The organism is Acinetobacter sp. Tr-809, from assembly GCF_011753255.1.
In the GTDB taxonomy this organism is placed as follows: domain Bacteria; phylum Pseudomonadota; class Gammaproteobacteria; order Pseudomonadales; family Moraxellaceae; genus Acinetobacter.
Genome location: NZ_VWVZ01000004.1, coordinates 372,763 through 395,810, shown reverse-complemented (window position 1 = coordinate 395,810; position 23,048 = coordinate 372,763). Strand labels below are relative to the sequence as shown.

Below are 23,048 nucleotides of genomic sequence, written 5' to 3'. Positions count from 1 at the left end.
CAGATATGTGACATTTTGATGACGACAACGTTGTGCAAAAGTAAAAAGAGCCGATTTAAATCGACTCTTTTAAAGCTATCTCTTGATTAATCAATAAATTAAAACTTGATTAAGCACGCTCAAGCAATACCGCAACCGCTGGTAAAGTTTTGCCTTCGACGAATTCTAAGAATGCACCGCCACCTGTTGAGATATAGCCAATTTGATCAGCAACTTGATATTTATCAATCGCGGCCAATGTGTCACCACCACCCGCAATCGAGAAACCAGCAGATTCAGCAATCGCCAATGAAAGTGTTTTGGTTCCTTCACCGAATTGATCTACTTCAAACACACCCACTGGGCCATTCCAAAGAATTGTTTTTGAAGATTTTAAGATGTCCGCAAATGCTTTAGCAGTTTCAGGACCAACATCCAAAATCATATCAGTATCAGTTACATCAGCAACCTTCTTCACAACGGCTTGTGCACTTGCCAATGAACCAAGGAAATCTTCAAAGTTGATTTGGCTTGCATCTGCAACCACAACATCAGTAGGTAATGGAACACTGACTTTTGCAGCAATTTGTTTGGCAGTTTCAACTAAATCTGCTTCGTAAAGTGATTTACCGACATTAAAGCCCGCTGCAGCCAAGAATGTATTGGCAATACCACCACCCACGATCAATTGATCACAGATTGTAGACAATGAAGTCAACACATCAAGTTTAGTTGATACTTTAGAGCCTGCAACAATTGCAACCATTGGTTTTTCTGGGGTTTGCATTGCACGACCAAGTGCATCTAACTCTGCTGCCAATAAAGGACCCGCAGCTGCGATTGGTGCAAAACGTGCTGCACCTTCAGTTGATGCTTCTGCGCGGTGCGCTGTACCGAATGCATCCATAACAAATACATCGCATAATGCAGCGTATTTCTTCGCAAGTTCTTGGTTATTTTTCTTTTCGCCGTGGTTGAAACGAACGTTTTCAAGTAACACAACTTGACCCGCAGTCACTTCAACGCCATCTAAATAATCTGTGAATAATTTAACATCTTGACCCAAAGCTTTACTTAAATAAGCAGCAACCGGTGCAAGCGATTGTTCTGGTTTTGGCTCACCCTCTACAGGACGACCAAGATGAGAAAACACCATCACTGCTGCGCCTTTTTCTAAAGCAGCTTTAATTGTTGGCAATGCAGCACGTAAACGTGCATCACTGGTAATTTCCCCATTTTTTACAGGAACGTTTAAGTCTTCACGAATAAGGACACGTTTACCTGTTAAATCAAGATCAGTCATGCGCTGAAAATTCATGGATGGCTCTCTAGTTGATTTTAAAAACGGCATAATTTTAAATGATTCTCTGAAATAAAGGTGAGTTTTTTTGCAGAAAAGCTGCCGAAAGCTTCAGTTTTGATTATGATAATCACCGTCACTAAATCTTTCTATTATTATGTCAATTCATCCAGATCCAAAAATTAATCGTTTAAACGTGCTTGGCGAACCTTTAGCCAGTTGTTGTTATGACCCAATCACTGGGTATTTTCGTAATGGCTTTTGCCACACAGCGGTCACAGATTTAGGTCAGCATACGATGTGTGCACAAATGACTTCTGAGTTTCTAAATTTCTCACAAAAAGTCGGCAATGACCTCATTACACCATTGCCTGAAGTGGGCTTCCCAGGTCTCAAACCAGGTGACTTCTGGTGTATCTGTGTGACACGTTGGGTTGAAGCTTATCAAGCAGGACAAGCACCACCAATTAAGTTAAATGCTTGCCACAATGCCGTTCTGCATTATGTTCCCTTGAATATCCTTGTGGAATACGCGGTGTAATGAACCAACATGAATTGATTTTGGCATCCAGCAGTCAAACCCGTAAAGATCTGATGGATCGTTTAAGCTTGGATTATCGCTGTATCTCCCCTGATATTGATGAATCCGCATCAGGTGAACTACATGCCGATGATTTGGCTAAACGACTTGCTTTTGAGAAAGCAGGTGTGATTGCTCAGCAACATCCTGATGCGATTGTGATTGGTTCCGATCAAGTGGCTTGGCGTGAACATGCTCCGTATGACTTTATAGGTAAACCCTTAAGCATTGAAAATGCCATTCAACAATTGCAGGCAAACTCAGGTCAGATTGTCTTTTTCAGTACCGCGCTCAGTGTTCAACATTTGCAATCTGGCTTTGAAACGACACTGGTTGAACATTACCAAGTTAAATTTCGCCAGCTGACATTGGCAGAAATTGAGCGTTATATTGCAATTGACCAACCCTTGCATTGTGCGGGTAGTTTTAAATGTGAAAGCTTGGGGATTAGCTTATTTGAAAAAATGGTGGGTGATGATCAAACCACATTGATGGGTTTACCAATGATTCAACTGTGTAAGATCTTACGTCAGTTTGGAATAAGTGTACCTTAAGAGTATCCTCATCCAAACTCAGTTTGGATGAGGATAAACCATTACTCTTCAACCACTGTAACTCGCTTTGGTAAAGCAAACCAAATAAAAATCGACAAGATCAAGAATAAGAGCGCTGCCACATTCAGCACTGAACGATGCGATTGGCTAAAGGCCTGTTTCGCAGCTGTGATAACATGTTCAGCAATTGCAGGTTGTAATTGCTTGGCAGCTTGAACCGCCTCTCCAATTGAACTGCTCACCTGTTCAATGATGTTAGACGGCACATCAGTTGGTATCACAATCGAGTTGGCATAGAACCATGACAACATCAGACCGAAAAAGGCAATGCCTAAACCAGCTCCCAACTCATACGCCATCCCCTCAATTGCCCCTGCTGCTGTCGCCTTACTTGGCGGTACTGAAGACATAATGGCAGAGGTTGAAGCCAATAAAGCAATTTCCACACTTAGGCCTAAAACAACCATCCAGCTCCAGACCTGCATCTTCGACTGCATAAAGTCAGTATTTGCCAAGCCCCATAAACTTAAAGCACTCATCAACATACCAAGCGATGCAACTGAACGCAGACCGAAACGGTTGACCAGCATACTGGCGATTGGGCCGCCTAAACTGATTGCAATCATAAACGGTAAAATAAATGCCCCAGCAGCCAATGGTGAAAGTTGGTAAACAAATTGCAACTCCTGAGAAATCAGTAACTCGAATCCGACCAAAGCCATCATTGATACAATTGCCATCACCACACCTGTTGCAATGACAGGATGTTTGAATAATTGAATATCAATCATTGGAGAAGTTGATGTGAGCTGTGTACGAATAAAGCCAATCAATAAACTAAAACCAACTGCGAATATCAAAACTGACCAGATACTAAAACCGTGCATCACAGTCTTAACCGCATAGATCATGCTCAGGATCGCAACCACCAATACAATGGCCTGTAACAAGTTAAGATTCTGCTTAGGTTGCCCTGCCTGCTTTGGAATCACAAAGACAGTTAAAGCAAGTACAGCAATCATAATCGGAACATTGATCAGGAACACTGAGCCCCAATGAAAGTGCTCGAGTAAGAAACCGCCAAGCAAAGGGCCAAATGCAGCACCACCACCACCGACAGTTGCCCAAACACCTAAAGCAAAGTTGCGCTGTTTTTCATCAAGAAAAGTATTACGAACCGCAGATAAAGTGGCAGGCAAAATCATGGCTGCACCAACGGCCAATAAAGCGCGAGAACCAATTAATGCATATGCTGTTGAAGAAAAAGCAGCGGCCAATGATGCAAGGCCAAATAAGATACCACCGATGATCATGAGCTTTTTAAAGCCAATACGATCACCCAAGGCACCCATTGGCAAGATCAAACCTGCCATGACCAAGGAATAAATATCAATAATCCACAGCAACTCATTTGCAGATAATGAAAGTGACTCACTCAACGTCGGTGTCGCCACATGTAAAACGGTTGCATCAATTGATACAGGAAGATAAATCAGTACAACGATTGCAAGAATTAACCACTTGCGTGACATAAATGCCTCTAAATTGGACAATTGTTCAAGTTGGCGTTATTATAACCAAAATTGAACACTTGTCCAACTTTTAAAGTTGAGTTAATTTGTCTCTGATTTGTATGTACTCATAGGTGCTAAAAAAGAATGGCTTATTTAAACCGCGAACAACGTCGTGAAATGATTTTACAAGCTGCGATGCAGGTCGCATTAAACGAAGGTTTTTCCGCCATGACGGTTCGCCGTATTGCCACTGAAGCCCAAACATCTACAGGACAAGTACATCACCATTTTGCTTCCAGCTCGCATTTAAAAGCAGAAGCCTTTATCAAATTGATGCAACAACTAGACGAAATTGAAAATCAAGTCAGTACAGTCAACGCTTTGCAACGCCTTTCCTTGTTACTTGGTTGCGAAAATATTGAGCAAATCCAGCCTTATTTAAGATTATGGAATGAAGCTGAAGTCCTTATTGATCAAGATGAAGAAATAAAACGGGCCTATAATATTGCCATGCAAGACTGGCATCGTTCAATTGTACGGATGATTGATGAAGGCCAAACATTAGGTGAATTTCATTTTGAGACCAATAGCGATGACATCGCATGGCGACTAATTGCATTTGTCTGTGGTCTAGAAGGGATTTACAAACTGGGGTTGATTGGCTTAAATGAAAACGATTTTAAACGCCACACCGAAGCCATTATTCAAGCAGAACTATTTAAAAAATCAAAATGAGTAAACAATGAAACGAGCATTATTACAAACAGCAAGACTCGATTTATTTGTATTTCAAATGGATGATCTTGCTGATATCTATCCTTGTGTAACAACAACATTAACCCGTTATATGGCTTGGGAACCTGCTCAAAGCTTCACTGAGCAAGAAAAAATTGGTCAACAATGGTTATTGGCAGAAGCAAAAAATACCGACCGACATTTTGTGTTACGTCGTAAACAAGATCAGGCGTTTATTGGTCTTATCGGTGTGCATCGAATGCAGACCGCAACACCCGAACTAGGACTATGGATTCGGGAAGATTACCACAATCAAGGCTTTGCCAAAGAAGCGATTTTAGAAGTATTCCGTTGGGCTTCTACACATCTCTCTACCCAATATTTCTTATACCCTGTTGCAGTGGATAATCAGCCAAGTCGTAAACTGGCTGAATTTTTAGGTGGGACAGTGGCTGCGTATAAAACTGAAAGGAAATACGAGGCGGTGATTTACCACATTCCACCCTATCAAACAAAGGCGAATTAAAACCAGCCTTTTCGACCTGTTCGTATTTCATCTGCACAGCGTAGCGTTTCTTGGCTTAAACCCCACAAACGATAATCCCCTGTTGCCGAAGTCACATTAAAATTATGGGTATAAGCAAAACTGAGTTCACGCTCAAAATCACACCATGCTCCTGAGCCATTAAAGCCGACATGTCCAAAACCATGCGGTGCACGTTTGCCCATCGTTAAAATACGGTGATAACCCAAACGCCAATGCATTGGAATCGGCATCACGCGATCACGGGCTTTGCTTTGTACCGTACTGAGTTGCTTAAATACTTCTGGGCGAATCAGCTGCTGACCCTGCCACTGCCCTTGATTGGCGAGCATTGCATAGACTCTGGCCAAACTATCTGCTGTAAATACCCCATTGGCCGCAGGAATAACAGCTTGCAATCCTGCATCACTATAGAAGCTAAAATTGCGCATCCCTTTAGGAATCATGGCATCCTGAAAATCTTGCGGGCTTTGTCCTGAAAGCTCTAACAATCTTTCCGATAAAGATGCTTTACGTGGCTGACTGTCTTTCTTATGCTGAGGTTTAGCTTGAGATGCCATTTTTGGCTGTTCCAACAAACGCGCAACACGATTTAATTCCGATGTTGGTGTCCCAAAATACGCGCCATCCAATTCAAGCGGTTGTACTAGGTAACGCTGCATAAGCCAACTTAACGGCTGTTTAGCTGCTTTCTCAAGCACACCACCCAAAATCCACCCATAGGTCAAAGGCTGATAGGCAAAACTTTGTCCAGCAGCAAAACGTGGTGTCGCTGCTGCCATCACATCCAGCATATGCGACCAATCCAGCATTTCAGTCGCTGTTTCAATGGTATTGCGAATATCAAATAGACCACTTTGATGTGATAAAACATGACGTAAGCTAATATTAGCTTTACCGTTTTGGGCAAACTCTGGCCAGTAATGTGCAATCGGTTGCTCGTAATCCAGCACCCCTTCACTCACCAAAATGTGCGCAAGTGTCGCCAGAATCCCTTTCCCTGTTGAATAACACATCGCCAAGGTATTGGATTGCCAATCTTCTTCTTGAGATTTCTTCCCCGTAAAAATATCAACAACTTTTTGACCTTGGAAATACACCACCAGTGCTGCACCGCCTTGCTGGCTACGTGCATCTTGTAGACGACTAAATTGGCTCGCCAAGTCAATGAAACGTTCATCAACACTACCGTGATAATTATGCGTATCGGCAAATAGAATTTCTTTAATCAAAGCTCAATTCCTTATGATATTTATGTTTCTTATAATATCCCTGTTGCGAACAACAGGGAGCATTTACACGACATGATCGTGATTAGAGTGCTTTCACTGTACCTGCGACATGCGGCTTTTTAGATTTCACATTACGAATCAAGAAATCTGTTTGTTTTGGCTCGGCTGCAGTTAAAAACTCCACCGTAGATGGTAAGAACATCGGTAGTTTAAACCAAACATCTGCCTCATAAGCCGCAGGTAATTCAATGCTAGCTAAGGCTTTTGCCTTGCTCCACATACCATGTGCAATCGCCTGTTTAAAGCCAAAAGCTTTTGCAGTTACAGCATGGATATGAATCAAGTTAAAATCACCCGAAATCACGGCATAACGACGACCTGTGTTTTCAGAAATATTCCATTCTGCTTGTGGCTGATAAGCAGGTTCTTTCACTTCTTTTGCTTTTTCAGTCACTTTTTTCTCAGTTTTTTGGCGTGATAAATAAGTGGTTAAACTTTCCATCACCACTTCACCACCGACTTTCGCAGTCGTGATGAAATCAAACTGTAAACCTTTGTCATGCGGTTTTAGCTCGCCAAACTTGCACGATAAAGTGATTTGCTCATTCACAGCAATTTTGCGAGTTTGCTTGATTTGGTTACGAATATGCACCAAACCCAAGATCGGGAATGGAAATGCTTCACTGGTCATCATGTGCATTTGCAAACTTTGCGACAAAACTGCCAAATAGATTGCTGGTACGAAACCATCATTTTTAAAACCACAAATCTCGTTATAACTTTCTAAATGTTTGCTATCAATCTTAAGTGTATCCACCACATACTCAACTTGTGGCAATACCTTTTCGCCCTTTGGCTTTTTAAAAATCAGACCTTGAATGACTTTTGGATAAGCTAAATAAGGTTTTGGCAACTGACTAAAATGACGTGTATTCATAATAAACCTTTTATATTTTAGGAATCCTCCCCAACCCTCCTTTCATAAAGGAGGGAGCTTCCACAAATTATACAGGTTTTAATTTTTAGGAATTCCCCTCTTTTTAAAGAGGGTGAGGAGTATTCGCTCCGCAAGGGAGATTTTATAGCTTGAAGTTCTTAAGCACCTAACAAGCTTTGACCGCAGACGCGAACAACGTTACCTGTTACTCCTGTTGAACCAGTTGATGCATACCATGCAATTGCTTCAGCCACATCTACAGGTAAACCACCTTGGTTCATCGAGTTCATACGACGACCTGCTTCACGAATCGCAAATGGAATTGCAGCAGTCATTTGCGTTTCAATGAAACCTGGTGCAACCGCATTAATGGTAATACCATTCTTTAATGTCGGTGCAGTAAATTTCACCAAACCAATCACACCTGCTTTTGACACAGCATAGTTGGTTTGACCGAGGTTACCCGCGATTCCACTGATTGATGATACACAAACGATACGACCATTTGCGTTTAAACCATCATGAGAAAGTAAGTAATCGTTAACACGCTCGATTGCTGACAAGTTGATGTTGATGACTAGATCCCAAAGCTCTGGCTTCATGTTTGCCAAAGTTTTGTCACGGGTAATCCCTGCATTATGCACAATCACATCTAGGCCACCTTGTTTTGCAGCAGCCGTCTTGATTTTCTCGCCCGCATCAGCAGCAGTAATGTCGATTGCCAATACTGAACCACCGATTGAACCCGCAACACGCTCTAAATCAGCTTGTTGTTGTGGAACATCTAAGCAAATCACATGCGCACCATCACGCGCCAATACATGCGCAATCGCTTCACCAATACCACGACTCGCACCTGTGACCAACGCGGTTTTACCTGCAAGTGGTTTTGCCCAGTCCAAATCAACAACATCTGCTTTAGACACACGGATCACTTGACCAGATACATAAGCAGAACGTGGTGAAATCAAGAAACGTAAAGTTGATTCAAGGTTTGCTTCTGCGCCTTGATCCACATAGACCACTTGTGCAGTAATACCCTTTTTGAATTCTTTACCAACAGACTTGATAAAACCTTCAAGTGCACGTTGTGCAATCGCTTGTTTTACTGTTTTCGCTGTTTCAGGTGTGGTACCAATCACGATCACACGTCCTGAACTTGAAATTTGACGCGCAATTGGATTAAAGAAGTCATATAACGCTTTTAATTGTTCTGAATCTTGAATACCAGACGCATCAAATACAACGGCTTTAAACTTAGACTCTTTGTCATCTGCATTAAGAGGACGAAGGTTTAAACCTACTTTTGCAGCAGTTTGTTGTAATTCAACATTATTGCCCACATAGCTATCTGCATGAATATTGCTAAGAACTTGAGCAATCGCAGCAGAAATCGTGCTTGATGGTGCCGCGCCAAGCAATACTGCACCATTTACAACTGGTTGAGCACTTTCAAAACGATCTAGCGCAACTGGTGATGGTAAACCTAGATTTTTTACGACAAACTTACCTAAAGGTGATTGTGTAAATGCTTGGTACTGATCAGTCATGGTTATTATCTCTCATACAAATGAATTTGTTACAAACACATGAATCATGTTGGGATATGGCATGAAATCAATGTCTGATTGACTCATAGCAAATCATACTTGAGTTCATGTCTGGATGTCTTGACCTGAATGTGGTCTCAAGCGTCATTCTAGTCAATACAGCAGTATTAGAAATATGGTATGTTTGTAGCAAGAATATCGCAATTATGCTTGGAAAAGCCTTATGAGCAAAACAACTCAAGAAAATCCAGCAGTCGAGACTTCCGCTCAAGAGACTGTGTCAAATACATCAAAAGCAGCTTCAACTTCACGTAAAACTGCAAGCACAACATCTAAAGCGGCAACGACGACACCAAAAACTACGCGTGCCCGCTCTACAACACGTAGTGCAAGTACGACAAAAAGCACTGCTGCGTCTACAGCGACGAAGGCAGCTGCAGCTAAAACGACCAAACCTTCTGTTCAACAGGATAAAACCATGAGCCAAAACACTGTGCGCCGTGTTGCCATTATCGGCGGTAACCGTATTCCTTTCGCTCGCTCTAACGGCGCTTATTTCACAGCTTCCAACATCGACATGTTTACAGCTGCGTTAAACGGTTTGGTTGAGCGCTTCAACCTACAAGGTCAACGCCTAGGTGAAGTGGTTGCGGGTGCAGTATTAAAGCACAGCCGTGATTTCAACATGACTCGTGAGTGTGTTTTAAATACTCAACTTGCACCTGAAACTCCTGCATATGACATTCAACAAGCATGTGGCACAGGCTTACAAGCAGCATTTCTTGTAGCAAACAAAATTGCTTTAGGTCAAATCGAAGTAGGTATCGCAGGTGGTGTTGATACCACTTCTGATGCACCAATCGCTTTCGGTGACGGCTTACGTAAAGCCCTGCTTGAGCTTAACATTGCTAAAACAGGTAAAGACCGTTTAAAAGCTTTAGCAAAAATTAATGTTAAAGATCTTATGGATGCACCTAAAAATGGTGAGCCACGTACTGGCTTATCTATGGGTGACCATCAAGCAATCACTGCACTTGAGTGGGGTATTCCACGCGAAGAGCAAGATGCTTTAGCTGCTTCTTCTCACCAGAAAATGGCAAAAGCATACGAAGAAGGTTTCTTCGATGATTTAATTACGCCATTCTTGGGTTTAAGTCGTGACAACAACTTACGTGCTGACTCAACTGCTGAGAAATTAGCAAAATTGAAACCAGTCTTTGGTAAAGGCGAAGCTGCAACCATGACAGCGGGTAACTCTACCCCGTTGACTGATGGTGCTTCATGTGTACTTTTAGCGTCTGAAGAATGGGCTAAAGCAAATGGTCACGAAGTACTTGCTTACCTAACCTTCTCTGAAACTGCTGCAGTTGATTTCGTTGGCAAGAAAGAAGGCTTATTGATGGCACCTGCTTATGCAGTTCCACGTATGCTTGAGCGTGCTGGCCTTAAACTTCAAGATTTCGACTACTATGAAATCCATGAAGCATTTGCATCACAAGTTCTTTCTACTTTGAAAGCTTGGGAAGATGAAAAATTCTGTAAAGAGCGTTTAGGTTTAGATGCACCTTTAGGTTCAATTGATCGTAGCAAGCTAAACATCAAGGGTTCTTCTTTAGCTGCGGGTCACCCATTCGCTGCAACAGGTGGTCGTATCATCGCGACTGCTGCAAAAATCTTAAATGAAAAAGGTTCAGGTCGTATCCTCGTTTCGATCTGTGCTGCTGGTGGTCAAGGTGTAACAGCGATTATTGAAAAATAATAGTTCGTCTAGCTACAGAAAAAGCTGAATCAAATGATTCAGCTTTTTTTATTTTTAATGTTTCTTCTAGTTAAACAACAGACGCATTTATCTCGCCCGTTTAAACTGCACATAATAGTCGTTTAACACTTTAATCGCTTGCTTCAATTCTTTTAGATTCTCTTCTGTATTTCCTAATCGCTCAACAAAACGTTGTGAATACAATTCCAAGTCAATCTTTTCATTAATTTGTGGTGCAATCCGAAATAGCTTTTCTAAATCATCAAATCGATCTAGTTTCCGATTAGAGAAATATTCCAAACGAACGCTCAACCCATTCAACACCACGCCATTTAGAATCGCGCCCTGCTCTATATCAAATACTAAAGCGTGTTCTTTTAAAAATAACTGCTCAGGTGTCTCTTTAGAACTTTTAAATAGGTTGCTCAGCTGGCTTAACATCGATCAATCACATCACTCTACTTTTCACTGGTATTAAACCGCTAAAACGACCAATCAAGCAACACTCACATCACAACCACCTATAAAAAAAGCATCTTCTGCAAGATGCTTTCTCAACATTTATTTTCCGTACTGCATCTTTAAATATTCAATGATCTTGGCAGATTCAAACATTTTTACGCCAGTATTGGGATCGACCAAATACGGAACCTGAATATCTCTCCCCATCACCGCTACAACCTTTTCACGTTTGCCATTAGGCAATGGAATATATTTTCCAGGTTTTAACCGTAAAGCTGCTGGCCCCATATCCTGCCAACGTTCTTTTGAGACATTATGCAAAATATAAGGCAGTTCTAACTCAGTCAAAACCTCGCGTACCAAACGCGTATAAGGACTGGCCTCAAAGCTCCACAGCTCTAATAATTGCACTGGCGCAGGACGATCAACAATCTGCTGATTAATCCATACACCACGCGCTGCATTAGCAACTGTTGCTAAAGTAGAGACATAAGGGAGTTTTGGGTAATGACTAAATTTCTTCGGTGTCTGCCCCGTTTTACCATAATGCTTAAATAGATGATGAATAATCTGCTGTGACTCATATAATTGGTCACCTGTATTTTCATCAATCAAGAATGGAAATTGACGCTTCCCACCCTTTGCTTTGACAATTTGGCGGTACTTTTGACCACCTTTAGGACATGGATAAATTTCCACATCCAAATTCAGCAAAGTGATGACTTCGCGGACACGGCGACAAAATGGAGAACCCTCAAATTCATAGAGCTTGAGTGCTTTTGCAGGTTGATTTGGAAATGGTGTGCCAGAGACGCCTCGCCCACCCTCAATTACACTTGCAAGCACAGATTGTAAAACCTTGAATTGATGATTCACCATTTTCAACATAACGCTATCCTTTTAGCAGTCGGCTAATTTTTCTTTTGCAATCACAATACCGTTGTTATCTGCATAAAGATAATCACCAGAATTGATCGTCACACTGCCAAAATACAATGTGATATCAACTTCACCTATGCCTTTACGATTACTTTTTTGCGGAATTGCAGCCAATGCATGTACGCCTAAATCCAATTCTGCAATCGCATCGACATCACGTACACAACCATAGATCACCACACCATTCCAATGATGCTTTACTGCAGATTCAGCAATCAAATCTCCCATCAAAGCACAACGCATTGACGCACCGCCATCAACAACTAAGACTTTGCCAGCACCATCAGTTGCCAACAGCTCTTTCACACGGGAGTTATCTTCAAAACACTTTACAGTAACCACCTGCCCACCAAAGGTCTTACGTGCACCATAACTTTTAAAGAATTTACCATCGAGAGAAGGTATTACGACTTGTAGATCTTTTTCAGGATTATCATCTAACAAATCACAAGTTACGAAAGGGATCGTTGTCACTGAAATTCTCCATTATTTGCTTTGTTGTATGCTTAAATTGTCATAGAGTTTGAATGCAGCTGTCTGCGTTTGTGCTGCAAACAACATAGTATGCGCCAATTGCTCAGCCGTTACAGGTTTAAGTTTAAACGGTCTGGTCCACGCTTTTTCCACCAGCTTAAATGCCGTCTGTGCCAGATCTTCGAGCAAGCGCACGTCACTTCGTTTACCAATTAATAATGACGGTTGGAAGATCGATAGCTTATAAATTGACAGACTTTTAAGATAATTTTCTAGCTCACCTTTTACTTTATTATAGAAAACTGGTGAATTAGCATTCGCTCCCAACGCGCTCACGACTAATAAATGAATATTTTTGTCCTGAACTAGATCAGCAAAATGGGCATTAATTTCATAATCAATCGCATAAAATGCTTCTTTCGATCCTGCCTGTTTTATGGTGCTACCCAAGCAGCTGAATGCATGTGTATAGGTACTGACATCCTCATCATTGAGTAATAAGAAATCCTCTAAAACAAGCTGATTAACTTTACTGTAAGTTTTTAATGTATCTGAATTTTTTCTGACAACGACGGTAATCGCATTGAAGTCATCCGAATGTTGTAACTCATCAATGAGTGCTTGACCGACCAAACCCGTAGCACCGATGACGATTGCCTTTTTATCACCTATTTTCATTTTTATTTGTTCCAATCAATGACTAAGGCTAATGTAACGTTTTCTTGCACAGTTTTCACCTGTTAAATGTACTTAAAACTATCACAAGACTTGACTTCGCGGCTTAGTTTCCTCAAAATATGGCACTTGTTTACGGGCTGGTGAATGTTGCTAATGTTTTATTGGTTTTAACTTCAGCCCGCCCAGACCAACTTATTTTCAAGGAGTGCACGAGTGGCAAACTCTGCTCAAGCTAAAAAACGTGCTCGTCAAAACGTTAAAGCACGTAAACACAACGCAAGCTTACGTTCTATGGTTCGTACTTATATCAAACGTACTGTAAATGCGATCGCTGCTGGTGATTATGCTGTTGCTACAGAAGCTTACAAAACAGCTGTACCTGTAATCGACCGTATGGCTGATAAAGGCATCATCCACAAAAATAAAGCTGCTCGTCATAAGAGCCGCTTGAACGCTCAAGTTAAAGCATTAGCTAACTAATTTGATGCAAATAAAAAAGCCCGAATTTTTCGGGCTTTTTTATTGCCTTTAATTTTTCACATAAGGCTGTAAGCCTGTTCCCGCCTCTGTCACGATCTTGAGCAGCTTCTGACATAATGTATAACTCTCCTCCAACAAGCCCAAATCGCTCGCTCGGGCATTGCTCTGCATCAACAAAGCCTTATGCTGTTGATAACGTTCTTGCAAATATAACTGATCTTGGCTTAATGCAATCATCATCAACTCAAAACGGAAATCTAAATCAATTTTAAGATCTGCTGGCATATCACCATAAGCCCAAGCCTGTAATACCTCTAATCGACCTTGCCCCAAATTTGAAAAAATGAAATTGATATAAGCATCCAAATTGGTAAAAAAATTCTGAATATCTGTTTGTGTATCCCAACGACCCATCAACGCAAAACTCGGCTCTACATTATTTTTTTGCCCTGTATTTTTATGTACATCCATCGAACGTAGACGAAAAATCAAGCGTTCAGGCAAATGCTCTTGCAATTGATCAGGAATAAAACGATCAGTAAAATCCATCGCAAAAGACAGCATTGGACTAACTGTTAATTTCCTAAGCACCATTTTCAACTGATAGAAAATACCAAGCTGCTTTTGGGTCAGTAAAAAACAGCGATAGCCTGTATCCAACGCCAACTCTGGTCGGCCGATATTGCCCCAATTCGAAATAAAGTCATGCGCAACATTAAATACATCAAGCTTCAGATTTTGGGTATAACACTGTTGCTCAAACCAATGGCTAATCAATTGTTCCGCTTCAGGCATACTCTGCGGGATTTGAAAACTATTCCCGAGTTTCGGTAGCTCAGGCTCAGGTATCGACAACACCTGTTTAATTTGCAAAGGCTCTAACAAATAAGGCTGTAGCATATTGGAAACAGCATTTTCAGGCGACTGCAACTCCCCAACAGCCCAAACATTATAATTTGGCTCATAGAAGCCGATCCCTGTTTCATGCACTGCTTCATAAAAAACCCGGTATACCGCATCATTCTGTGCTTCATGTGCTAGCACATCAAGTTGCACACTGGCATACAAACCTTGAGAAAACCTCTCCCTGATTCCCTGTAACCACTGTTGCGTCTGTTCAGAAAAATAGGACTGATATTGTGGATCACAAATCTTATTGGAAAATAAATCCAACCATGCCTGCAAGGTTCTACCATGACTTGCAATGTTGCGATATTGTTGATGCAGCTCAAAGGCAACTTGATGTGAATCATCTTCTGAAGGGACTTTACCTGTAAAAACTTCAGGCTCCCATAAGTAAATCGTGTTTAATAACATCTTTTTATCCAATTATGCGTCAAGTTTCGCTTTTTATTTTCATATCATGACGAAAATTCATACATTTTAAAAGTACACTTTTATTATTTTTCCAACTTTCTAAGAATTTTTCCATCAAAAAATATGAAGTCCCAAAGGACTTCATATCATCAATTTATGACTTTGAGATAAAACACTCAAATCATTAAGGACTAGATTGTAAAACCTTACTCGCCAATACCAGATTCTTCGCAGACAAACCAGCAAGCACCAAGCTATTATTCATCACTGGAATGCTCCATTTTTGATTCGCACCACTGGTACAACGATAGCGAATTAAACGTGCACGATTATTAGTCAAATAACCACCTTCCAAATCAAAACACTGATTCGATTGCTTAATCGCTTGTGCAGTAGCATCAAGCTCCCACACTTGACTACTTGCACTGCTACAAGGTGTCAGGTTGATAACATTGCCAGCTGTAGTCGTTAAGCACTGATCTATATATTGCTTATTATGGATTTTACCCAATGCATCATAAATCCATTTCTCGGAATCATCACCGACACAGCCTGTTGATCCACTAATAAATGCATTTAAATCACCATTCGCCAACTTTTCAGCTTTTAAACAATTGGTTCTGTTTAATAAACTGGTACTTGATGCAAAATTCAAATCACCTTTAAGCTCTAACTTTTCAACAAAAGTACGGAATGCAGTTAATGCATCAGCATTTAAATTGGTCAAGTCCGAACGATATACATTAATCCAGCGATTGAGTCGATAAAGCTTAATTTGCTGCTGGGTATAACGCACCATCTCATTTTGAGCATCAGGTGATAATTGATCTTTAAAGGTTCTATAAGAATCAAATAATAATTTTGCATCCGTCGAAAGATTTACAACTGGCTTGTTTTTATTCTCGACTAAAGCCTGCTCTAATTGAGGCAACTCAATCGCTCTAAGGGCTGAATATTCAGCCTCTTTCCCAATTTCAACTGCAGGTGTTAGAACCACTGTACTCGTAGGAATAGATGTACTTGAAAGTAGTACTGCCGCTTGATTGGCTTTTTTACAATACAAGCTCACTTGCTGCGGTGCCTCACTTTGCGCAAGGTTGACATGGAACTTATTGGCGTTACTATTTGAATTCATGCGCTGTGGCGCTAAAGCGATATTTTGACTCGTACTGGCAAACTGCACATTCAGCCAACAACTTGCGGTTACTGCACTTGGATTGGCTTGCGGTAGATCAAATACATTACCCCAGTTGCCCTTCGCAGCAGGATAAACTAAGCCAACCTGCACTTCTGGATCATATCCACCCAAGATCGTATAGACTGGCACACCAAACATTTTTGGTTTCAAGTAATTACCATCCGCACGGTTATACCAAACATTACTTGAGTTTGGTGTTTTAGGCTGGGCAACTTCCATCATCCGAGTTGTTGCATTCCATTTTTTATAACCCGTTGGGGAAGTTGCATCCCAAACATAACGATCAAATGCAGGTTGAATTTTTAAATACGTACTATAACCAGTGTAATGGGTATATTTAGAAATGCTACTTGCCGTTGCACCACCAGACATTGCATCCCAACCATAGGCATATTTATTCAAGAAGTTCGGTACACCATTTGCACCATCTCCTAAATTGGTCGTCGTCCAATTGAGATTACCGCGCATTTTATTTCTAAATGCGATATAGCCCCAACCACTATCTGCATGGTGTGCTGCCCAGAACATATTATCCCCGACAGAACCTGGATAATGCCCCAACCCATAATGATGACCAATCTCATGACTAAACTCATTACCTACAGAGTCAATCAAAGTCAGCATACCATTACCGCCACTTAAGCCATGAGTTGCCTCACCGTTGCTATATTTACCGCGTGCATAATGCGCCACCACACTTTGCGTAATTTGCGGCTGTTCTTGGCTTGCCATTGAAGCACTGGTGACCCCCCAGTTGGCTAAATTAATCCCCACACCAAAGGTTGATTTAGCTGTATTTTCACGCATATCACCATTATAAACATCACCAGTGGTTGCACTTGCCGCGTCATAGATTACGCCACTTGCGACCATGACTTTATTGAGCTTTAAATCCTCATATTTGGTCACGATCATACGTGCAGCAGGAATGGTCTGAAAATAATCTGTCCCCGCCTTTGCAGGTTCAAGCAACATATAGTGACCAGTTGACTTTGGTGGATCCGTTAACAAACCTAAACGGATATTTTGTACCACCAATTCCCCTGGTGCAGCCAAATCAATATTGTCCGCAGTTAAATCACCACTACGATTATTCAACGGATCTACCACGCGAAGATGCAGCCCGGCACGAATCTCACTCCATTTCAAAGCAACCGTCCACGCTCTTTTTGAGTAACTCACAGGTGGGCGTCCATCACTATTCGACTGGTCTGAGGCTGCAATTCTTGATGGCTCTTTCAATTTAACCGTTCTGAGTAGTTGATTGCCTTGATAAATCTCAACTTGTAGTTTCTGTAGATCCCCCATTTCGGCAAGTGGTGTCACCAATAACAATGCATCTTTTTCTGTCGTTAGACGTGGCATTGAGTCTTTTTCATTATTTTTAGGATTGACCACATGACTTTGAGCAAATTGCAGCATAGCAGCAAAATTTCCATTTAAATCATTACGTAATAGCCGTGGCAATCCAAGTTTATCGTAATCATAAAAACCCAGTACCGATTCATCTATTACGTTTTTACGAGGCTCTGGATACTTTTCCGCTACCGGTGGAATAGACGGTGTTTCTGTATTCCCGCCTCCGCCTTGACTCGGAGTTTCTGTTGCCGTGTTGCCATTATTTGGTGTTTCAGGTTTTGTATTTCCCGAACCATTATTTGGAGTCTCTGGCGTTCCATCACCCGGTAACTCGTTGGTTCCATCGCCTGGTGTAGGATTAGCTCCACCTCCAGCACCATGATCATTTTTTGGCGGTTCAGTATTATTTGTTGTACCCGAATCAGCCCCACCACCGCCACATGCGACAAGCATGATCGACAGCAGGCAAACCGTTAAATGCTTAAGTTGTAATTGCATCACATTTCCCCAAGAAAAACTTGATAAATTATCGTTAATGAAAAATTAAGTTAATTGGTTAAAATTAATATAAATCATGCATTTATATATACTAACAGCTAAAGTAATTAAGGGGGATTAATTTTTTAAAAATAAAAAAAGAACTGCAACTTAAATAAAAAGTTCAGTTTATCTGCAAAAATAGTTTGTTTTTTATTCTAGGTGTTTTTAAAATCTTGAATAGTCAATTCTTCGCGCTTACCACGCCAAATCCATTTTAACTTACTACTGTTAAAGTCCTCACCCTCAAACCATACAAACAAACCTTCCATCATGTCAGGCCAATCTGTTTGTTCAATTTGGTTTTTACCCGAGATCACCGCAACAATTGCAGCAAGAATCGTGTCATGACTTACAGCTAAACTTAAACCATTTTGTTGGGTCGGATGGGTATGATAAAGCAATTCCAATACATCAAATACACCCGTAATTGGATGTTTCATCCCAGGTAAAGCATTATTGACAAAGCTATTAATAAAACCTAATGCACCCTGTTTACGAAAATAAGGGGCTGCCTGCTGTATATCCAGAACAAAGCTGCCTGGTTCAACCAATAAACGCTGTTCAACAATTTCTATTTGGTGAGTATTAACAACTTTGCGCGTTTCATCAGCTCCTTCAATCATTAAAGCAGCAGTATCCACACAGCGCTGAATCGGGCTAGAAATACAATGCTGAATCGCTCGATCCGTATTTTGAATTAAATATTGCCCCCAAGCATAAGCCAGATCCCGCCCTTGTTCAGTCAATTGCAAATCATAGCCAGCCAAACCCTGACCATTTACCAATTCGCGCAAAGAATGACGTGTAAATAAGGTTACAGGTGTAGAAGCATCTGGAAGTAAATCAATTGCTTCAAACATGCTTTTGGGCAATAAATGTAGAGTCATATTCACATACAAGCTTTAATTTAACTCACTATAGCATGAGCCATATAACTCTCAATCTAAAATGCCAGAACGACTAAGCGCATCATATGCAATATTTTTGCAATGCTGATCTCGATAAGCGATAAAGCCACCATTTAAGACCGTGTCACGCTGATTATATAGAAATGGTTTTTGATCCAAGGTCATCAACCCACCACCAATGCTTTCAAGCAAAGCTTGCCCAGAACTAGTATCCCATTCTGATGTCGGGTGGAAACGAGGATAAATGTCAATTTCACCTTCAAGCATCATACAGAACTTATAAGCACTACCAGCTTCACGACGCTCAACTTCCCGATGCTGCAAAATTGGTTCTATAAAATTTTTATATTTAGGGTTTTTACTGTTATGGCTTAAACCAATTTGAAGTGGTGATGCCACATCATGTTCTTCGATCTGGTATTGAAACCATTCTTGTCGACTAAAGCTATATTTATAAGGCAATTGAGAAGTATAACCAATGTACATCACCTGCTCGCATGGCACTGCAATAATGGCGAAAGTTGTTTCATGACCATCAATCAAGCTCAAATTAATCGTAAATTCATCACGCTCATGGATAAACTCTTTAGTCCCATCAAGTGGATCAAGCATCCAACAACGCTGCCATTCAGCTCTCGCAGAATAATCACTCTCTTCTGACAATACTGGTAATTGCGGTGTCACGCTCGCTAAGTGCTTTAATAAAAAGTGATTTACTTTTAAGTCCGCCTGCGTTACAGGTGAATCATCACTTTTTTCCTGAATATTAAACTCGCAACCAGCACAATAACTTTGGTATTCTTCCAACAATATTTGACTTGCCTGTGCCATGATCGGAACAAGTTGTGAAATTAACTGATCTTGTGGGGCAAGCGTTTTAATAAACATAGACCAACCTTATGTCATATTCAGATTTACAGCAGCCAATCGCCATGTTTGACATGGATGGTACCTTACTCGATTTAGCCTTTGATGATTTTATTTGGAATCATTGTTTGCCTGAACGACACGCTCAAGTACATCAATGTACGCTGGAGCAAAGTAAACAAACATTGTTTCAATTCTACCAACAACATAAGCATACACTATCTTGGTATTCTTCGGCGTACTGGACGGCTAAAGTAGGTGTTGATGTTTTACAACTGCAATACGAACATCGTGAAAAAATTCGTGCACGTATCGGCTGCCACCAACTCTTACAGCAATTAACAGCTAGAGGTTATCGTTGCTGGTTACTGACCAATGCCGATCGCGCTGGTCTACAACTGAAACTTGAAAATGTTGAACTCAGCCCCTACTTTGAACTTATGGTCAGTAGTGAAGAGTTAGGGCATGCCAAAGAGGAAGTCGCTTTTTGGCAAAAGTTACAACAGTCACACCCATTCGATCCCGCACAAGCGGTATTTATCGATGATACGATTGCAGTACTTAAAGGTGCTGAAGATTTTGGTATTACCCAATTATTCAGTATCTTGCAGCCTTCAAGTAACAAACCAGCAAAAGCTGCAACCGAACTGCCATATCCTGCACTTGACCATTTAACCGAACTTTTTGATTATCTTGAAACCAACCAACAGGTAACAGATGCCAAAACAGCATGAAACAGACAGCATGGATGCCATGCGTATTGATAAATGGCTTTGGGCAGCACGTTTTTTTAAAACACGCTCGATAGCCAAAACCGCGATTGAAGGTGGCAAAGTTCATCACAACAATGATCGGGTGAAAGTGTCTAGAGATGTGCGTATTGGGATGGAATTGACCATTCAACAAGGTTTCGAGAAAAAAACCGTGGTTGTGAAAGCACTTTCTTCTGTACGTGGTGGTGCACCAGCCGCTCAACTGCTTTATGAAGAAACAACGGAAAGTATTGCGCGTAGAGAGTTGCATGCATCGCAACGAAAATTGCATAATCTAGCCCGACCAGATCATCGACCAAGTAAAAAAGATCGTCGTGATATCAATCGTTTTAAACAAGAAAATGTTCAGTCTTGGTCTTATCATGATGAATAGATTGGGTGGATTTTTTCTCATTTTGGATACGTCATCTTGTGTCGCACAGTCACAGATCAGATGTAGAATTAACAACTAGAATCTGCCACTATACCCAAGTCCCAACAAGTTGAGATTCAATACATCCACTTGGGTTAGTCGTTAAGAAATAAAGTTTTGAGGTTTTGAGATGGATGATAATAAAAGTAAGGCGTTACAAGCTGCATTAAGTCAAATTGAAAAGCAATTTGGCAAAAATACAGTGATGCGCTTAGGTGATAACACTGTACAAGCAGTTGAAGCTGTATCTACAGGTTCTTTAACACTCGATATCGCATTAGGGATTGGCGGATTACCTAAAGGCCGTATCATCGAAATTTACGGTCCTGAATCTTCAGGTAAAACGACCATGACACTGCAAGCAATTGCACAATGTCAAAAAAATGGCGGTACATGTGCCTTTATCGATGCCGAGCATGCATTAGATCCAGAATACGCACGTAAACTCGGTGTTGATATTGACAATCTATTGGTGTCACAACCAGATCACGGTGAACAAGCGCTCGAAATCGCTGACATGTTGGTTCGCTCAGGTGCAATTGATCTGATCGTTGTCGACTCTGTTGCAGCATTGACCCCGAAAGCCGAAATTGAAGGCGAAATGGGTGACTCACATATGGGCTTACAAGCACGATTAATGAGTCAGGCACTTCGTAAAATTACGGGTAATGCTAAGCGTTCAAACTGTATGGTGATCTTCATTAACCAAATCCGTATGAAGATTGGTGTGATGTTTGGTAGCCCTGAAACCACAACGGGTGGTAACGCACTTAAATTCTACGCTTCAGTACGTTTAGATATTCGTCGTATTGGTCAAGTAAAAGAAGGTGACGAAATCACAGGTAACGAAACGCGCGTTAAAGTTGTAAAAAACAAAATGGCGCCTCCGTTCAAAGAAGCTGTGTTCCAAATCATGTATGGTAAAGGGACTAACCAGCTCGGTGAATTGGTTGATCTCGCAGTTCAACAAGATATCGTACAAAAAGCAGGTGCTTGGTATTCATATCAAGGCAATAAAATTGGTCAAGGTAAGAATAACGTGATTCGTCACTTTGAAGAGAATTCACAAATGGCTCAGGAAATTGAAAAGCTGATTCGTGAACAACTTCTCACCAAGAACAAACCAGCCGAAAGTACAGACATTGAAGAAGAAGAACCAGATTTCTTAGAAAGCTAAGCTGAAACGCCCTTCGGGGCGTTTTTCTTTAATGAGGAAATAAAACGTGTTTAATTCTGAAAAAGCAGAAAAACCTAAAACTCTTACAGGCTCGAGATTACGCTCATATGCCTTTGCCCTACTGACCCGTCGTGACTATTCACAAGCTGAGTTAATCACCAAGCTTAATCTCTATGCAATCAATCCAGAAGAAGTTGCAAAGCTAGTTGAAGAATTAGCACAACACAATTATCAAAGTGACCAACGTGTGGCAGAACTAACGTTAGCCAGCCAGTTGAGAAAAGGCAAAGGCTTACAACGCATTAAACAAGCTTTGAAAGCGAAGCAGTTAGATACAGAACTAATTACTGAAGAGCTTCAAGAAGTAGATTGGCTCGAGCAAGCCTATCAGCTCAAACTGAAAAAATTTGGACAAGAAGTCGTGACTGATCCAAAAATCAAAGCAAAACAGATTCGATTTTTACAATATCGTGGTTTTGATATGGGGGTAATTATGAAAGCGATTGCTCGAACGAGCGAAGAGGAATAAATGGTGGCAGCCCCACCAGCATGACTTCGGCACATCATAGTTCTACTACCGTTGCTACCTTCCGGTCCTGGCGGAGTTCGTAGAGTACAATTGCGAAGCTACCAGCAGGGCTACCATTGCCTGACAAAGTATAGAGATTTTTACCCGAGTTGCAAGACTTGTTACTGTTTTTCAGTGAGTTTTCAATTCAACTGCCTAATTCATCATCAACTGCTATATATTTGTTATCTATTTATTTTCAACATGCACAA

The 23,048-nt window shown here is 41.0% G+C and carries 23 protein-coding genes and 1 other RNA gene; 10 read left to right on the top strand and 14 right to left on the bottom strand.

The annotated features are described in order from the left end of the window. Positions 1-109 precede the first annotated feature (109 nt). On the bottom strand, positions 110-1,297 hold the full coding sequence (locus F3J02_RS11685; RefSeq protein WP_167249476.1) for a phosphoglycerate kinase: 1,188 nt from the start codon (positions 1,295-1,297) through the stop codon (positions 110-112). A gap of 139 nt (positions 1,298-1,436) precedes the next feature. On the opposite strand from F3J02_RS11685, the gene F3J02_RS11680 reads away from it, so the two are divergent. Beyond that, on the top strand, positions 1,437-1,820 hold the full coding sequence (locus F3J02_RS11680; protein ID WP_004653014.1) for a DUF2237 family protein: 384 nt from the start codon (positions 1,437-1,439) through the stop codon (positions 1,818-1,820). After that, a complete protein-coding gene (locus tag F3J02_RS11675) occupies positions 1,820-2,413 on the top strand; it encodes a Maf family protein (protein ID WP_167249474.1) in 594 nt (197 codons plus the stop codon). Before F3J02_RS11680 ends, F3J02_RS11675 begins: the two co-directional genes overlap by 1 nt. Positions 2,414-2,454: 41 nt before the next feature. Here F3J02_RS11675 and F3J02_RS11670 read toward each other — a convergent pair whose 3' ends face one another. Continuing rightward, positions 2,455-3,945, bottom strand: a complete 1,491-nt coding sequence (locus tag F3J02_RS11670) for an MFS transporter (protein ID WP_167249472.1) — start codon at positions 3,943-3,945, stop codon at positions 2,455-2,457. 126 nt (positions 3,946-4,071) lie between these two features. Here F3J02_RS11670 and F3J02_RS11665 point away from each other — a divergent pair, with 126 nt between their 5' ends. Together F3J02_RS11665 and F3J02_RS11660 are read left to right on the top strand one after the other, a co-directional pair. Next, a complete protein-coding gene (locus tag F3J02_RS11665; protein ID WP_167249470.1) occupies positions 4,072-4,662 on the top strand; it encodes a TetR family transcriptional regulator in 591 nt (196 codons plus the stop codon). A gap of 7 nt (positions 4,663-4,669) precedes the next feature. Next, the gene (locus tag F3J02_RS11660) at positions 4,670-5,188 is read left to right on the top strand and encodes a GNAT family N-acetyltransferase (RefSeq protein ID WP_167249468.1); all 519 of its coding nucleotides are present in this window, start codon (positions 4,670-4,672) and stop codon (positions 5,186-5,188) included. Here F3J02_RS11660 and F3J02_RS11655 read toward each other — a convergent pair. The 3 genes from F3J02_RS11655 to F3J02_RS11645 form a co-directional block, all read right to left on the bottom strand. After that, positions 5,185-6,438 (bottom strand): serine hydrolase domain-containing protein, encoded by a 1,254-nt coding sequence (locus F3J02_RS11655; protein WP_167249466.1) that lies wholly within the window; start codon positions 6,436-6,438, stop codon positions 5,185-5,187. The two genes, F3J02_RS11660 and F3J02_RS11655, sit on opposite strands and share 4 nt — an antisense overlap. Positions 6,439-6,520: 82 nt before the next feature. Next, a complete protein-coding gene (locus F3J02_RS11650; protein WP_167249464.1) occupies positions 6,521-7,375 on the bottom strand; it encodes a MaoC family dehydratase in 855 nt (284 codons plus the stop codon). A 158-nt stretch (positions 7,376-7,533) separates the two neighbouring features. Further along, positions 7,534-8,925, bottom strand: coding sequence for a 3-oxoacyl-ACP reductase (locus F3J02_RS11645; protein WP_005316327.1), 1,392 nt, complete (start codon positions 8,923-8,925; stop codon positions 7,534-7,536). A 223-nt stretch (positions 8,926-9,148) separates the two neighbouring features. Between F3J02_RS11645 and F3J02_RS11640 the strand changes: the two genes are divergently transcribed. Continuing rightward, the gene (locus F3J02_RS11640; RefSeq protein WP_167249462.1) at positions 9,149-10,684 is read left to right on the top strand and encodes an acetyl-CoA C-acetyltransferase; all 1,536 of its coding nucleotides are present in this window, start codon (positions 9,149-9,151) and stop codon (positions 10,682-10,684) included. 87 nt (positions 10,685-10,771) lie between these two features. On the opposite strand, the gene F3J02_RS11635 is transcribed toward F3J02_RS11640, so the two are convergent. The 4 genes from F3J02_RS11635 to F3J02_RS11620 form a co-directional block, all read right to left on the bottom strand. Further along, entirely contained in the window at positions 10,772-11,125 is a 354-nt protein-coding gene (locus F3J02_RS11635; RefSeq protein ID WP_167249459.1) for a hypothetical protein, read from the bottom strand. Positions 11,126-11,245: 120 nt separating this feature from the next. Further along, complete coding sequence (locus F3J02_RS11630; protein ID WP_167249457.1) at positions 11,246-12,034, bottom strand: glutathione S-transferase N-terminal domain-containing protein; 789 nt, start codon at positions 12,032-12,034, stop codon at positions 11,246-11,248. 12 nt (positions 12,035-12,046) lie between these two features. Continuing rightward, a complete protein-coding gene (rraA, locus tag F3J02_RS11625; protein ID WP_167249455.1) occupies positions 12,047-12,559 on the bottom strand; it encodes a ribonuclease E activity regulator RraA in 513 nt (170 codons plus the stop codon). A 12-nt stretch (positions 12,560-12,571) separates the two neighbouring features. After that, positions 12,572-13,237, bottom strand: coding sequence for a nucleoside-diphosphate sugar epimerase (locus F3J02_RS11620; RefSeq protein WP_167249453.1), 666 nt, complete (start codon positions 13,235-13,237; stop codon positions 12,572-12,574). A 213-nt stretch (positions 13,238-13,450) separates the two neighbouring features. On the opposite strand from F3J02_RS11620, the gene rpsT reads away from it, so the two are divergent. After that, positions 13,451-13,717, top strand: a complete 267-nt coding sequence (gene rpsT / locus F3J02_RS11615) for a 30S ribosomal protein S20 (protein ID WP_004807943.1) — start codon at positions 13,451-13,453, stop codon at positions 13,715-13,717. A 48-nt stretch (positions 13,718-13,765) separates the two neighbouring features. Here rpsT and F3J02_RS11610 read toward each other — a convergent pair whose 3' ends face one another. The 4 genes from F3J02_RS11610 to F3J02_RS11595 all read right to left on the bottom strand — a co-directional run bounded on the left by F3J02_RS11610 (position 13,766) and on the right by F3J02_RS11595 (position 19,927). Then, a complete protein-coding gene (locus tag F3J02_RS11610; protein ID WP_167249451.1) occupies positions 13,766-15,034 on the bottom strand; it encodes a hypothetical protein in 1,269 nt (422 codons plus the stop codon). A gap of 184 nt (positions 15,035-15,218) precedes the next feature. After that, positions 15,219-18,089, bottom strand: coding sequence for a M66 family metalloprotease (locus F3J02_RS11605; protein ID WP_167249449.1), 2,871 nt, complete (start codon positions 18,087-18,089; stop codon positions 15,219-15,221). Positions 18,090-18,286: 197 nt separating this feature from the next. Beyond that, complete coding sequence (locus tag F3J02_RS11600) at positions 18,287-19,018, bottom strand: histidine phosphatase family protein (protein WP_167249447.1); 732 nt, start codon at positions 19,016-19,018, stop codon at positions 18,287-18,289. Positions 19,019-19,069: 51 nt separating this feature from the next. Beyond that, the gene (locus tag F3J02_RS11595; protein WP_167249445.1) at positions 19,070-19,927 is read right to left on the bottom strand and encodes a 3'(2'),5'-bisphosphate nucleotidase CysQ family protein; all 858 of its coding nucleotides are present in this window, start codon (positions 19,925-19,927) and stop codon (positions 19,070-19,072) included. An 11-nt stretch (positions 19,928-19,938) separates the two neighbouring features. Here F3J02_RS11595 and F3J02_RS11590 point away from each other — a divergent pair, with 11 nt between their 5' ends. The 4 genes from F3J02_RS11590 to F3J02_RS11575 all read left to right on the top strand — a co-directional run bounded on the left by F3J02_RS11590 (position 19,939) and on the right by F3J02_RS11575 (position 22,797). Then, on the top strand, positions 19,939-20,640 hold the full coding sequence (locus F3J02_RS11590; RefSeq protein ID WP_167249443.1) for an HAD-IA family hydrolase: 702 nt from the start codon (positions 19,939-19,941) through the stop codon (positions 20,638-20,640). Further along, the gene (locus F3J02_RS11585; protein WP_167249441.1) at positions 20,624-21,052 is read left to right on the top strand and encodes an RNA-binding S4 domain-containing protein; all 429 of its coding nucleotides are present in this window, start codon (positions 20,624-20,626) and stop codon (positions 21,050-21,052) included. Before F3J02_RS11590 ends, F3J02_RS11585 begins: the two co-directional genes overlap by 17 nt. Before the next feature lie 169 nt (positions 21,053-21,221). After that, a complete protein-coding gene (gene recA / locus F3J02_RS11580) occupies positions 21,222-22,268 on the top strand; it encodes a recombinase RecA (protein WP_167249439.1) in 1,047 nt (348 codons plus the stop codon). A gap of 46 nt (positions 22,269-22,314) precedes the next feature. Then, positions 22,315-22,797: a regulatory protein RecX gene (locus tag F3J02_RS11575; RefSeq protein WP_167249437.1), complete on the top strand. Its 483-nt coding sequence runs from the start codon at positions 22,315-22,317 to the stop codon at positions 22,795-22,797. A gap of 10 nt (positions 22,798-22,807) precedes the next feature. Here F3J02_RS11575 and ffs read toward each other — a convergent pair. Beyond that, an RNA gene (gene ffs / locus F3J02_RS11570) (signal recognition particle sRNA small type) lies at positions 22,808-22,904 on the bottom strand. Between the last annotated feature and the right edge of the window lie 144 nt (positions 22,905-23,048).

Bases quoted from the DNA above. Each gene is read 5' to 3' on its own strand.
- F3J02_RS11685 (WP_167249476.1), bottom strand. From the start codon at position 1,297: ATGAATTTTCAGCGCATGACTGATCTTGATTTAACAGGTAAACGTGTC.
- F3J02_RS11610 (WP_167249451.1), bottom strand. From the start codon at position 15,034: ATGTTATTAAACACGATTTACTTATGGGAGCCTGAAGTTTTTACAGGT.
- F3J02_RS11620 (WP_167249453.1), bottom strand. From the start codon at position 13,237: ATGAAAATAGGTGATAAAAAGGCAATCGTCATCGGTGCTACGGGTTTG.
- F3J02_RS11645 (WP_005316327.1), bottom strand. From the start codon at position 8,925: ATGACTGATCAGTACCAAGCATTTACACAATCACCTTTAGGTAAGTTT.
- F3J02_RS11675 (WP_167249474.1), top strand. From the start codon at position 1,820: ATGAACCAACATGAATTGATTTTGGCATCCAGCAGTCAAACCCGTAAA.
- F3J02_RS11635 (WP_167249459.1), bottom strand. From the start codon at position 11,125: ATGTTAAGCCAGCTGAGCAACCTATTTAAAAGTTCTAAAGAGACACCT.
- F3J02_RS11665 (WP_167249470.1), top strand. From the start codon at position 4,072: ATGGCTTATTTAAACCGCGAACAACGTCGTGAAATGATTTTACAAGCT.
- F3J02_RS11680 (WP_004653014.1), top strand. From the start codon at position 1,437: ATGTCAATTCATCCAGATCCAAAAATTAATCGTTTAAACGTGCTTGGC.
- F3J02_RS11585 (WP_167249441.1), top strand. From the start codon at position 20,624: ATGCCAAAACAGCATGAAACAGACAGCATGGATGCCATGCGTATTGAT.
- F3J02_RS11595 (WP_167249445.1), bottom strand. From the start codon at position 19,927: ATGTTTATTAAAACGCTTGCCCCACAAGATCAGTTAATTTCACAACTT.
- F3J02_RS11600 (WP_167249447.1), bottom strand. From the start codon at position 19,018: ATGACTCTACATTTATTGCCCAAAAGCATGTTTGAAGCAATTGATTTA.
- F3J02_RS11605 (WP_167249449.1), bottom strand. From the start codon at position 18,089: ATGCAATTACAACTTAAGCATTTAACGGTTTGCCTGCTGTCGATCATG.
- F3J02_RS11590 (WP_167249443.1), top strand. From the start codon at position 19,939: ATGTCATATTCAGATTTACAGCAGCCAATCGCCATGTTTGACATGGAT.
- F3J02_RS11630 (WP_167249457.1), bottom strand. From the start codon at position 12,034: ATGTTGAAAATGGTGAATCATCAATTCAAGGTTTTACAATCTGTGCTT.
- recA (WP_167249439.1), top strand. From the start codon at position 21,222: ATGGATGATAATAAAAGTAAGGCGTTACAAGCTGCATTAAGTCAAATT.
- F3J02_RS11660 (WP_167249468.1), top strand. From the start codon at position 4,670: ATGAAACGAGCATTATTACAAACAGCAAGACTCGATTTATTTGTATTT.
- F3J02_RS11640 (WP_167249462.1), top strand. From the start codon at position 9,149: ATGAGCAAAACAACTCAAGAAAATCCAGCAGTCGAGACTTCCGCTCAA.
- F3J02_RS11670 (WP_167249472.1), bottom strand. From the start codon at position 3,945: ATGTCACGCAAGTGGTTAATTCTTGCAATCGTTGTACTGATTTATCTT.
- F3J02_RS11650 (WP_167249464.1), bottom strand. From the start codon at position 7,375: ATGAATACACGTCATTTTAGTCAGTTGCCAAAACCTTATTTAGCTTAT.